This is a genomic window from Glycomyces halotolerans (genome assembly GCF_054779575.1).
On record NZ_BAAGXZ010000010.1, the window covers coordinates 56429 to 68975 of the forward strand.

The 12547-nt window shown below is 69.9% G+C and carries 10 protein-coding genes; 6 read left to right on the forward strand and 4 right to left on the reverse strand.

Going from position 1 to position 12547, the window contains the following annotated elements; translation table 11 throughout:
- Positions 1–39 precede the first annotated feature (39 nt).
- The 6 genes from ACYVL2_RS10655 (at position 40) to pknB (ending at position 8347) form a co-directional block, all read left to right on the forward strand.
- Entirely contained in the window at positions 40–513 is a 474-nt protein-coding gene (locus tag ACYVL2_RS10655) for an FHA domain-containing protein (protein ID WP_460543016.1), read from the forward strand.
- A gap of 22 nt (positions 514–535) precedes the next feature.
- Positions 536–1813, forward strand: coding sequence for a PP2C family protein-serine/threonine phosphatase (locus tag ACYVL2_RS10660; protein WP_460543018.1), 1278 nt, complete (start codon positions 536–538; stop codon positions 1811–1813).
- A 50-nt stretch (positions 1814–1863) separates the two neighbouring features.
- Positions 1864–3588 (forward strand): FtsW/RodA/SpoVE family cell cycle protein, encoded by a 1725-nt coding sequence (locus tag ACYVL2_RS10665; RefSeq protein WP_460543021.1) that lies wholly within the window; start codon positions 1864–1866, stop codon positions 3586–3588.
- Positions 3585–5048: a penicillin-binding protein 2 gene (locus ACYVL2_RS10670; protein WP_460543023.1), complete on the forward strand. Its 1464-nt coding sequence runs from the start codon at positions 3585–3587 to the stop codon at positions 5046–5048. The genes ACYVL2_RS10665 and ACYVL2_RS10670 overlap by 4 nt, the downstream gene beginning before the upstream one ends.
- Positions 5049–5091: 43 nt before the next feature.
- Positions 5092–6357, forward strand: a complete 1266-nt coding sequence (locus tag ACYVL2_RS10675) for a serine/threonine-protein kinase (protein ID WP_460543025.1) — start codon at positions 5092–5094, stop codon at positions 6355–6357.
- A 70-nt stretch (positions 6358–6427) separates the two neighbouring features.
- Positions 6428–8347: a Stk1 family PASTA domain-containing Ser/Thr kinase gene (gene pknB / locus ACYVL2_RS10680; protein ID WP_460543027.1), complete on the forward strand. Its 1920-nt coding sequence runs from the start codon at positions 6428–6430 to the stop codon at positions 8345–8347.
- Positions 8348–8505: 158 nt separating this feature from the next.
- Here the strand turns inward: pknB and ACYVL2_RS10685 are convergent, their stop codons facing one another.
- From ACYVL2_RS10685 to ACYVL2_RS10700, 4 genes are read right to left on the reverse strand one after another with little or no spacing between them, the layout of a single operon-like run.
- Positions 8506–10293: a periplasmic substrate-binding domain-containing protein gene (locus ACYVL2_RS10685; RefSeq protein ID WP_460543029.1), complete on the reverse strand. Its 1788-nt coding sequence runs from the start codon at positions 10291–10293 to the stop codon at positions 8506–8508.
- Entirely contained in the window at positions 10290–10478 is a 189-nt protein-coding gene (locus ACYVL2_RS10690; RefSeq protein WP_460543032.1) for a hypothetical protein, read from the reverse strand. Before ACYVL2_RS10690 ends, ACYVL2_RS10685 begins: the two co-directional genes overlap by 4 nt.
- Positions 10466–11512 carry an ABC transporter ATP-binding protein gene (locus tag ACYVL2_RS10695; protein ID WP_460543034.1) on the reverse strand — a complete coding sequence of 349 codons (1047 nt, stop codon included), beginning with the start codon at positions 11510–11512 and terminating at the stop codon, positions 10466–10468. The genes ACYVL2_RS10690 and ACYVL2_RS10695 overlap by 13 nt, the downstream gene beginning before the upstream one ends.
- Complete coding sequence (locus ACYVL2_RS10700; RefSeq protein ID WP_460543036.1) at positions 11505–12545, reverse strand: ABC transporter ATP-binding protein; 1041 nt, start codon at positions 12543–12545, stop codon at positions 11505–11507. Before ACYVL2_RS10700 ends, ACYVL2_RS10695 begins: the two co-directional genes overlap by 8 nt.
- Positions 12546–12547 lie beyond the last annotated feature (2 nt).

A 12547-nucleotide genomic window follows, 5' to 3' on the forward strand; every position in this document is an offset into this window, starting at 1 on the left:
CGTGTTCGGGACTGATTCATTGTCCGCTGGGAGTGCCGCATGCCTGAGATAGTCCAGACCGTTGCCCGTTTCGGGTTTCTCGTGCTGCTGTGGCTGTTCGTGTTCGCGGCGGCTCGTACGGTGACGCGGGATCTTCTGGCGCAGCGGCGTCCGGCGACGGCGGGCGGCCCGGGTTCTCCGGTGTCGGGGCCGCCGGCGCCGTCGGGGCGGCAGCCGGCGCAGACGGCGCAGTGGCTGGTGGTGACGTCGGGTGAGTTGGCCGGTCGCCGGTTCGTGTTGACGGGGCAGTCGATCTCGATCGGGCGGGCTCCGGATTCGACGATCGTGATCCGCGACGACTTCGCGTCGAACCGGCATGCGCGTGTCGCGCCGGTGGACGGGCAGTGGGTGGTGGAGGATCTGGGCTCGACGAACGGCACCTACCTGGGACGCGCTAGAGTCACCAGACCGACCCCAGTGCCCTTGGGGGTCCCGATTCGGATCGGGCGTTCATCTTTCGAGCTGCGGGCCTAGTGCTCCTACGGCGGTTGATTACATGAGTTTGCACCTGCGATACGCGGCGGTGTCCGACCGCGGTGTGGTGAGGCAAGGCAATCAGGACTCGGTGTATGCGGGGGCGCATTTCATCGCGGTCGCCGACGGCATGGGGGGGATGGCCGCGGGGGATCTGGCTTCGGCGATCGTGGTGAACACGATCGCGCGGCTGGACGAACCGCCGCCGGCCGATTCGGTGGCCGATGAGCTGGCCGACACGGTGGCGGAGGCGAACCGGGCGATCCGGCATATGGTCGCCGACGACCCGAGCAAAGAGGGCATGGGGACCACGTTGACGGCGCTGTGGTTCGACGGCGAGTGGTTCAACATGGTGCACATCGGTGATTCGCGGGCGTACCGGTTGCGCGACGGCGGCTTCGAGCAGATCACTGTGGACGACACGTATGTGCAGATGCTGGTCGACGAGGGCCGGATCACGGCCGAGGAGGCCGAGCGGCATCCGCAGCGTTCGCTGCTGCTGCGGGCGCTGGGCGCCTCGGAGGTCGAGCCGGCGTTTCAGACGTTGCGGGCCGTGGCCGGGGACCGGATGCTGTTGTGTTCGGACGGGTTGACCGGTCCGGTCTCGGACGCCGACATCGCGTTGACGCTGCAGAGCGCGGCCACGCCGATCGAGGCGGTGGAGTCGCTGGTGACGCAGGCGTTGGAGGCGGGGGCTCCGGACAATGTGACGGTCTTGATCGCGGACGTGGTCGAGGAGGACCCGGGCGAGCAGGCGCCGGTGATCGCGGGGGCGGCGGCGGATGCGCGGCTGGCCGAGTCGGACACGGCGGTGCTGCCGGCGCTCAAGCGGCGTGAGGAGCCCGAGGAGGAGACGCGGGACGATCCGGGCGATGAGGCGGCCGATGAGCCGCGGCGTCGCGGCCGGGCCGGCCGGGTGTGGCGGACGGTGCTGGGGGTGTTCCTGGTGCTGCTGCTGGTGGCCGCCGGCGGTGTGTGGTGGCTGCGCACGCAGTACTTCATCGGTGTCTCGGAGGGCGGCAACATCAGCGTCTTCCGGGGGATGCCGGTCGAGGTCGCGGGGGTGCGGGCGGCGTGGCTGGAGGTCGAGTCGGAGCGGGCGGCCCGGGACGCGGTCGAGGAGGTCCGCCGCGACCTGGACGAGGGGATCGTCGCCGACGGCCTGGACCGGGCGCAGGCAGAGCTGGCCGAGCTGGTCGATCCGGCGCCGTCCAATGACATGCTGCTGCCGCTGTGCTCCTCACCGGACAACCCGTCCGATCCGGTGCCCGCGGCGGCGAAGGACTGCCGCGACGACTGAGCGGACTGGAGGTAGGCTCACTTGCGTTATCCGAGACGCGAGGGGGACTGATGGCCCAGCCGATGTCGGCGACCGCTCGGCCGCAGGGACCGTCCGAGCCGCCACTGACGCCGCTGTCGGGCATGCCCCGCCGTATCGGACGCCAGTTGGCGCTGATTCTGCTCGGCGGCCTGATCGTGCTGGCGCTGCAGATCGCGGTCGACATGGGTTTCGAGGGCACGACCTCGGCCACGACCGTCGCGCTGCCGGTCGCGATCGTGCTGGTCTCCTTGGCCGCGTGGGCTTTGACCGCGTATTTCGCGCCTTACGCCGACCCGCTGTTCGTCACGGTCGCGTCGCTGATCTCGGGGATCGGGATCGTGTTCATCCGGCGGATCAACTACCAGTACGACGACAACGCGATCGAGCCGGACACGGGCCTGTTCGCGGGTATCGGCGGGCGCCAGCTGATCTATCTGATGATCGGGGTGGCGCTGTTCGGCGTGTTCCTGGCCGTGGTCCGCAACCACCGGGTGATGCGCGGCTATGCCTATATTCTCTTGTTCGCGGGCATCGGCCTGGCCGCCCTGCCGGGTTTCCTGCCGTATTCGATCTCCGGTTCCGACGGGTCGAAGAACTGGATCAAGCTCGGCGGCCTGTCGGTGCAGCCCAGCGAGTTCGCGAAGCTGATGCTGCTGATCTTCTTCGCCGTCTACCTCGTGCGCAAGCGCGACGTGCTCGGTGTGGCGGGCCCGAGGATCCTGGGCCTGCAGTTCCCGCGCATGAAGGACCTGGGGCCGATCGTGATCGTGTGGGCCGCGAGCCTGCTCATCCTGATCTTCGAACGCGACCTGGGCACCTCGCTGCTGCTGTTCGGCATGTTCTTGGCGATGCTCTACATCGCGACCCGGCGGGTGTCGTGGATCGTCATCGGCCTGACGCTGTTCATCGGCGGGTGCGTGGCGATCTACCCGTTCTTCTCCCACCTGCAGCTGCGGGTGCAGATCTGGCTCGACCCGTTCAACCCCGACTATGTCGACAACCAGTCGTATCAGCTGGTCACCGGCCTGGTGGGCATGAACGACGGGGGCCTGCTCGGCAATGGTCCCGGCCAGGGCCGGCCCGATCTGCTGCCGGCGGCCGAGTCCGACTTCATCCTCTCGGTCGTCGGCGAGGAGACCGGCCTGTTCGGGATCATGGCGCTGCTGGTGCTGTACGGGATGTTCATCGAGCGGGGCTTCAAGACCGCGGTCATGTCCCGGGACCTGTTCGGCAAGCTCATGGCCGGCGGCATGGCGTTCCTGGTGGCCTTCCAGCTGTTCGTCGTCTGCGGCGGCATCACCGGCCTGATCCCGCTGACCGGGCAGACCACGCCGTTCCTGGCCATGGGCGGGTCCTCGCTCATCGGCAGCTGGCTGCTGTGCGCGCTGCTGGTCCGCGTCTCCGACGACGCCCGCAAACCCTGGCAGGCCTCGTACGGCCTGCACAAGACCGAGGCGCCGCCGGAGTTCTTGGCCGAGCAGGCCGCCAAACGCGCCGCAGAGGAGGCCGCGGCCGTCGGCGGTCCGGTCCCCGGCGGCGACCAGAAGACCGAGCTGATCATCCCCGCTTCCCTGGAAGGTCCCAGTGGCGAGCAGTCCGGTCAGGCGCCGTCTCCGGGAGCGCCGCCGCCCGAGTCGAGCCCGCCGTCCACCGGCCAGTCGCCGCCCCGGGCCCCTGACTCCGCGTACGGGCCCCCGGCCGGGCCCGGCCCCGACAGCAACGGCATGCCGCCAGGGAAGGACCCCCGACAGTGAACCCAGCGCTCCGCCGCACCGGCGTCGTCGCCCTCGCCTTGGTGGGGGTGCTCCTGCTCCAGGTCACGTGGGTGCAGTTCTTCGGCCACGCCGACTACGAGCCGCACACCGCCGGGCGCACCCAGTACGAGGAGTACGAGGTCCCGCGCGGTTCGATCCTCGCCGGCGACGTGGTGATCGCCCAGTCGCTGGAGAGCCCGCCGGACTCGGCCTACGACTACTACCGCGACTACCCCGAAGGGAACTACTTCGGCAACATCACCGGTTTCAAGTCGCTGTACCGGGGCGCCTCGGCGATGGAGGCCGAGCAGAACGAGGTCCTCAACGGCTCCAGCGACCTGTTCTTCCTCGACGAGCTCGGCTCGACCCTCACCGGTGAGGAGCAGCTCGGCGGCGACGTCGTCCTCACCATCGACGCCGACCTCCAGAAGGCCGCCTACGACGCGATCGCCGACACCGGCAGCCACGGCGGCGCGGTCGTGACCGACCCGCGCACCGGGCAGATCCTCGCCGAGGCCTCCTATCCCGGCTGGAACCCCACCGAGGTCGCCTCCAACGACTACGACACCGCGCAGGCCGCCTGGGAGGACCTGATCGGCCACCCGGACGATCCGGGGGAGGACCGCACCCGGGCCCACTGGTACCCGCCCGGTTCGACGTTCAAGACCGTCGTCGCCTCGGCGTTCATCGAAGGCGGCCACGGCGACGCCGACACCATGGTCCCGGCGGGGAACTCCTACACCGCCCCCGACACCGACCACGAGATCCGCAACTCCTCCGACCAGTGCCCCAGCGAGGAGATGACCCTCAAAGAGGCGTTCGCGAAGTCGTGCAACACCACGTTCGCGCGGCTGTGCGTCGAAACGCTCAGCTCCGGCGACATCGAAGCGATGGCCGAGGCCTACGGCTTCGGCGAGGCCTACCAGACGCCGCTGGACACCCACCACTCCCAGACCGGCGACATCTCCGCCGACGCGTTCCGCGCCCAGGCCTGCATCGGCCAGCAGGAGGTCCGCGAGACGGTCGTGCAGAACGCGGTCATCGCCGCGACCATCGCCAACGGCGGCGAACGGATGGAGCCCCAGATGATCGACCAGATCATCGGTCCCGACGGCGTCACCGTCAAACGCGGCCGCGAGAACTCGCTGGGCAGGGCGATCTCCGGTTCGACCGCCGAGCAGATGCAGGAGCTCATGCGGGCCGTCGTCGAGGAGGGCACCGGGTCGAACGCGCGGGTGTCGGGGCACACCGTCGGCGGCAAGACCGGCACCGCCGAGCACTCGGTCGGCGCCGACGGCGGCGAACCCGACCACGGCTGGTTCCACGGCTGGGCGCTCGACGAGGACGGCGAACCGGTCGTGGCCGTCGCGGTCTTCCTCGACTCCTACGGCGACGGCGCCTCCTCCAAGGCCGCCGACATCTCCGGGGACCTCATGGAGCAGGTCCTGAGCGGCGACTGACTAGACTGGGGCGGCAACCCCCCGGAGCAATGAGGAGCACGCCGTGTTGAGCCCCGAAATGCGTCTCGGGCAGCGATATCGACTGCTCGAGCGCATCGCCGTCGGCGGTATGGGGGAGGTGTGGCGCGCGGAGGACACCGTCCTGGAACGCACGGTCGCCGTCAAGGCGCTGCTGCCGTCCCTGCTGAGCGAACCGGGCTTCGCCAAACGGTTCGCCGCCGAGGCCAAGACCGTCGCCGCGCTCTCCCACCCCCACATCGTCGGCGTCCACGACTACGGTGAGGCGCCCCTGCCCAGCGGCGACACCACCGCCTACCTCGTCATGGAGTACATCGAGGGCCGGTCGCTGTCCGACCTGCTCTCCCAGCGCGGGCGCCTCGACCCCGCCGAACTGATGCCGATCGTCGCCGCGGTCGCCGACGCCCTCCAGCACGCCCACGACCACGGCGTCATCCACCGCGACATCAAACCCGGCAACATCCTCGTGCGCGACCGCGACGGCCAGGCGGTCCTGACCGACTTCGGGATCGCCCGGTCGGGGGCGGCCGGCGACCTGACCGCGACCGGCGCGGTCATGGGCACCGCCTCCTACATCGCGCCCGAACAGGCCGAAGGCACCGGCGTCCTCCCGGCCTCGGACATGTACTCGCTCGGCGTGGTCGCCTTCCACGGCCTGACCGGGCGACGGCCCTTCGACGCCGAGAACCCGATCGAACTGGCCCTCCACCACGTCCGCACCCCCGCCCCGCCGCTGCCGCCGGACGTGCCGCAGGGCGTGCGCGCGTTCGTCGAACGGGCCATGACCAAGGACCCGTCGCAGCGCTTCGGCACCTGCGCCGACATGGCCTCGGCCGCGCGCGCCTCACTGACGGCGCACCCGCCGACCTCCCTCATGTCCGGTCCCGGCCCTGGCCCTGTGCCCGCCGGCGCCGGCGTGGTCGGCATGGGCGGCCCGTCCGCCGCCGTCGCCGCCCCGTCCGGTCCCGGCGGCCGGATCGACCTCGGAGCGCAGGCCCCGCCGCCCGGAGAGGGACGGGCAGGGCCCGGCAGGGCCGTCCTGGGCGTGCTCGTAGGCGTGGTGGCGCTGGTGCTGGTGGGCGGTATGGTTTGGCTGCTGCTGCAGAGCGGCCGCGGCGCCGACGACGAACCGGAGATCGGCGACGGGCAGACCGGCGAAGTGGCCGATTCCGACGCCCCCGATGAGGGAACCCCGACCACCCCGGCGCCGTCCGAATCCCCGAGCGAGGAGGACAGGACCGGTCCGCCCACACACGGCTGCATGCCGGGCCTCCAATGCGAGGACCGATAGCGGCGAATCGGGACTGCCGCTGCGATTAGAATCAATCGGCGATGAACGGAACACGAGGACGTAAAGCGAGATGACGACAGAGCCCCGCCTCCTCGGCGGCAGATACGAGATCGGTGAGGTCATCGGCTACGGTGGGATGGCTGAAGTCCACCGCGGCCGCGACCTGCGTCTCGGCCGCGACGTGGCGGTGAAGCTCCTCCGCGCCGACCTGTCCCGCGACGAATCGTTCCTCGTTCGTTTCCGGCGGGAGGCCCAGAACTCGGCCTCGCTCAACCACCCCAACATCGTCGCGGTCTTCGACACCGGCGAAGAGCACGGCATCCCCTACATGGTGATGGAGTACGTCAACGGCCAGACCCTCAAAGAGGTCCTCCAGGCCGAGGGGCGGTTCGACTACGTCGCCGCCTGCGAGATCGTCGCCGACATGTGCTCGGCGCTCGACTTCAGCCACAAGCACCACATCATCCACCGGGACGTCAAACCCGGCAACGTGATGCTGTCGGACACCAGCCAGGTCAAGGTCATGGACTTCGGCATCGCCCGCGCCCTGGCCAGCGGCCAGGCCACCATGACCCAGACCAGCGCGGTCATCGGCACCGCCCAGTACCTCTCGCCCGAGCAGGCCAGAGGCGAGACCGTCGACGCCCGCAGCGACGTGTACGCCGTCGGCTGCGTCCTCTACGAGCTCCTGGTCGGGCACCCGCCGTTCACCGGCGACAACCCGGTCTCGGTCGCCTACCAGCATGTCCGAGAGGAGGCCCGGCCCCCCTCGGAACTCAACCCGGCGGTCCCGGCCGGCGTCGACGCCGTGGTGATGAAGGCGTTGGCGAAGAACCCGGACAACCGGTACCGGTCGGCCGGGGAGATGCGCGAGGACCTCGTGCGCGCCGCCCGCGGCGAAGCGGTGGCCGCGCCCATGGTGATGGGCGCCGACGCCCGCACCCAGGTCATCGCCGGCGCCGGCGCGACCGACCCGATCGTGCCGATCGAGACCGAGCAGGACCGCAAGCGGCCTTGGCTCATCGCCCTCGGGGTGATCGCCGCGCTCGCGCTGGTCGGCCTGGCCGCCTGGGGCATCATGCGGGCCGTAGAGGAGGCGACGGTTCCGGTGCCGAGCGTCATCGACATGGAGCGGTCGCAGGCCGAGCAGACCCTCACCGAAGCCGGGCTCGAATACGAGGTGATCGAGGAACCGGCCGCCACTCCCGACGCCGAGGGCATCGGCTTCGTCACCTCGCAGACCCCGGAGGCCGGCGACGAGGTCGAGGAGGGCACCGTCGTCGAGATCACGGTGCCGGTCGAGCCCGAACCGGTCGAGATGCCCGACGTCCGCGGCGATCACATCGACGACGCCCGGGCGCTGCTCGAAGGCGACGATTACCTGTTCGAGGTCACCGTCGAAGAAGAGCAGAGCACCGAATCGGCCGGCACGGTCCTGGGCCAGAACCCCGAGGAGGGCGAGACGCTCGAGAAGGGCTCCCAGGTGACCTTGATCGTCTCCGAGGGCGGGCAGTCCGCGGTGCCCTCGGTCATCGACATGACCGAGGAGCTGGCCAAGCAGACGCTCGACGATTCCGGCTTCCAGTGGGAGGTCGTCTACGGCAACGACGGCGGCTCGATCGGCGTCGTCTACCACCAGGATCCCAGCGCCGGATCGACGCAGAGCGAAGGCGACACGGTCACCATCACCGTTCAGGGCGTCACGGTCGAATGGAACGAGGAGACCACGCCCGAGCAGCTGCGGTCGTCGCTCGAATCCGAGGGGCTGACGGTCACGATCGCCGGCGACCCGGACGGCACGGTCATCGAGAGCGTCTCCGGCCCCGGCGGGGAGCTGGAATCGGGCACGGCGGTGGCCCCGGGCAGCAGCATCACCGTCAACGCCGTCGCCGAGGACGAGGGCGGCGAGGGCGGCGGCGACCCCACCGATGAGCCGACCGACGAACCGACCTGCGGCGGCCTGACGCAGCCCCCGTGCGAGGACGACTGACGGCAGATGAGAGGCCCCGCGGGGAATTCCCCGCGGGGCCTCTCATCTGCCGTGCCGCGCAGACCCGCCTCGGTGCACGCGCAGCCCGGAAGGCGGGAGCCGCTCGCGGCCCCCGCCCCGTATTAATCCCCATAGGATATTTCCTATATGGGGACGGATCACTGGGCCGGCTTGATCTCGCCCTCGAGCAGGCGCACCATGATCGGGTTGTCGAAGTAGACGTCGTTGAGCTCGTACGGGCCCGGGCCGATCGCCTCGACGCGCTCGCCCTCGATCGCGAAGGTGATGCGCTGGTTCAAGAACAGCGGCAGCCGCGGCAGCGTCTCGTTGAACACGACGCCCAGCTTGTGGTTGGCCTCGGCCTGCTCGGCCTCGGAGCCCTGCTGCGACTGCAGGTACAGCTCGTCGACGTTGACCGTGCCCAGCGTCGGGGACTCGACCTCGGCGGTCGGCACGCCCATGCCCGGCGCGTCGGCCGTGTTCGAGTTGTCGGTGAACCAGGCCATCTGCCACGAGCCGTACACGTACGGCACGAACGGGTTGCCCCAGTGGCGCACCGCGATGTCGAAGTCGCCTGCGCCCCAGATGCCCCACGGGTTGTCGGCCGGGACGTTCTGGTAGGTCACGCCCAGCCCGAACTCGGCCAGCTGCGAAGCGGCCTGCTCGCCGGAGAGGACGAAGTCGGTCCAGCCCTCGACGCCGATGATCGTGTACTCGGCGAGGTCGCCGTCCGGCTTGTGCCAGCCGTCGTCCTCCTTGGTCCAACCGGCCTCCTCCAGCAGCGAAGCGGCCTTGTCGTGGTCGGGCGAGTAGTACTCCAGCTCCCCGTCGGCGAACAGGTCCTCGGAGTGCGGGTCCGGAAGACCGCTGTAGTTCGCCGGAATGTAGTAGCCGCCCCCGCCCTTGGCGATCTCGCCGATGACCTCGGTGTCGAAGACGTACATGAACGCCTTGCGCACGCGCGGGTCGGCGAGCTCGGGGTGGCGGCCCTGGTTGATCATCAACCCGATGCCGTCGAAGCCGGGCGTCGAGATCTCCTTGAGTCCCTCGACCCCTTCGAGCGTCTGCCGGTCGGTCGCGCCCAGCACGTTGGTGCAGTAGTCGACCTCCCGGCTGAGCAGCATCTGCACCGACGCCGGGTTGTCGCCCTTCTGGATCTCGACGGTCGCGAAGTTCACCTGATCGGCGAACAGGCCGTCCTCGTGGACGCTCAGGCTCACGACCGTCTCGCCGATCTGGTCGAACTTGTAGGCGCCGCAGGTGATGAACTCCTGGTCGAGGAAGTCCTCGGCGGCGATCTTCTCCGACAGCGCCGACTGCTCGTCGTCGCCCTGCACCACACCGGCGGCGACGAGCTGCTCGGCCTCGTCCATCCACTCGCCGTAGCGGGCGTACGGCAGGACCTGGACCTTCAGCGCACCGTGCTCGACGCCGGGGAACGCCTTCGAATAGGCGACCGTCACGGTCAGATCGTCGTCGGCCGTGGCCGACTGCAGCTGGTCCCAGCCGACCGTGCCCTGCGCGGCGTTGAGCTTCTGCAGGTAGATCGTCCCCGCCACGTCCTTCGCGGTCACGTCGTTCCCGTCGGTCCACTTCACGCCCTCGCGGAGCTTGATGGTCAGGGTGTCCCCATCAAGCTGCACCGACTCCGCCAGCTGCGGAATCCACTCGTTGGTGGCCCAATCCAGGACGGCCGGACGCGGGATGAACAGCTCGGCCACCGGAGCCGAGGTCAGGAGCGCGGCGTTGTTGATCGCGGCGTTGTAGTGCTGCGTGGTGGTGTCGAAGGGGTAGACGTAGACGAACTTCCCGTCCGTGCCGCCGTCGGACTCGCCGCTGTCGGCCTGGCAGGCCCCCAGCACACCGGCGGCGGCGACACCGCCCGCGCCGATACCGATCGTCTGCATGAGCCGGCGCCGAGAAAGCTCGAAATTCTGAGAGGTCATCGCCTCTTCCTTTCCGTGTAAAGGGCAAATAGGGAGATGAGGATCAGGAAGCCGCCGAGCACGGCCGTCAACGTCGTGACGGCCGACTCGGCCCCTCCCGCGGGCAGGTAGAGCAGGAGCAGCAGCGCGCTCGCGGTCAGAAAGACCCCGAACCCGAGCCCGAACCGGGCCATCAGGGCGACCACGTCGCCACCTGACCGCCGTCGCCCGCCGCCGCCGCCGCCCGGCCCTGAGCCGGAGCGCCGCGCGCGGCCACATGGCAGGCCAGACGCCTGCCGTGCACCGGGCCGAGCCGCGGCTCGGACGCGTCGCACAGCCCCGGCTCGAACGCCGGGCAGCGCGGATGGAACGTGCACCCGGCCGGCAGGTCGGTCAGGCTCGGAATGTCGGCCGACCGCAGCTCGTCGACCGCCCGGTTGGCGCGGGCCAGGTCCGGGTCGGGCTCGCACACCGCGCCGATGAGGGCCTTGGTGTACGGGTGCTGCGGATCGCCGATCACCTGCGGAGTCGGGCCGTGCTCGACGACCTTCCCCAGGTACATGACCGCGATCTCGCCGTCCCAGGCGAAGTACTTGGCCACCGCCAGGTCGTGGGTTATGAACAGGAAACCGACGTCGAGCTCGTCGCGGAGCTTGCCGAGGGTGTTGAGCAGGCTCACCCGGATCGAAACGTCCAGCATGGAGGTCGACTCGTCGCAGATGAGCACTTCGGGCGTCATCGCCAGCGAACGCGCCACGTTGACGCGCTGGCGCTGGCCGCCCGACAGTTGGTGCGGATAGGAGTCCAGGTAGGACTCCGGTGGGGTGAGGTCGACGAGCCGGAGCAGCTCGCCGGCCTTGTGGCGGGCCTCGGCCTTGGACCTCACCAGGCCGTGCCGGCGCAGCCCCGCCGTGAGCGTGGAGAACACCGTGCGCGTCGGGTTCAGCGCCGCGTACGGGTCCTGGTGGATGTACTGGACCGCCCGCCGGTAGGCGAAGCGCTCCTTGGCGCCCATCTCGGCGACGTCCCTGCCGCGGAAGGTCACGCTGCCGCCGGTGGGCCGGGCCAGACCGGCGGCGGCGCGGGCGGTGGTGGTCTTGCCGCAGCCCGACTCGCCGACCAGGCACAGCACTTTGCCGGGCCTGACCTCGAGGTCGACGCCGCCGACGGCCGGCACCGGGCCCTTCTTGGTGTCGAAGACCTGCTCGAGGCCGGACAGCTGCAGCAGTGGGCTAGACATCGCTGGTCTCCTTACGGTCGAGCCGGACCCGGTCGTGGTGCAGGCACGCCGCGGCGTGCGTCATGCCGTCGGGGCGGTCGGTCAGGACGTCCAAGGCCACCGGCGCCAGGCGGCACTCCTCGGTCGCGAATGCGCACCGCGGATGGAACGCGCAGCCCGGCGGCATGGCCTTGAGGCTCGGCGGATAGCCGGGGATCGACTCCAGGACCGGCCGGTCCCCCTTGACGGGCATCACCGCGTTGATCAGCCCGGCCGTGTACGGGTGCTTCGGGGATTTGAAGATGTCGCGCGCCGACCCGGTCTCGATGATCCGACCGGCGTACATCGTGGCGACGCGGTCGGCCAGCTCCGCGGCCAGCCCCAGGTCGTGGGTGATGAACACCATCGTGAACCCGAACTTCGCCCGCAGCTCGTGGAGCTGCTGCACGATCTGGCGCTGCGTCAGCAGGTCCAGGGCCGTGGTCGGCTCGTCGAGGACCAGCACCTGCGGGTCCAGGGCGATCGCCAGCGCGATCAGGGCGCGCTGCTTCATGCCGCCGGACAACTCGTGCGGGTACGAGGGCAGGACGCGGTCGGGGTCGAGCCGGACGGTCTCGAGGAGTTCTCCGGCTCTGGCTTCGACGGCCCGCTTGGTCCAGCGTTTGCCGTCGGCGTGGTCGCGGAGGGTGTCGGCGAAGTGGTCGACGATGCGGGCGACGGGGTTGAACGCGTTCATGGCGCCTTGGAAGACCATGGCCGCCTCGTTCCAGCGGAATCGGCGCAGCGGCTCTTTGCCCATGGTGAGCAGGTCGGTGTGGGTGCCGTCTTTGAGCCGGTAGAGGAGGGTGCCGGCGGTGATCTGGCCGAGGCTGGGGAGCAGTCGCAGCAGTCCGAGGCCCAGGGTGGTCTTGCCGCAGCCGGACTCGCCGACCAGGGCCAGGGACTGGCCCTGGTAGAGGTCGAGGTTGACGCCGTCGACGGCGGTGACCGACTCTTTTCTGCCGGTGCGGTAGGCGATCTGGAGGTCGCGGACGCTGAGAATCGGGTCGTTCACGG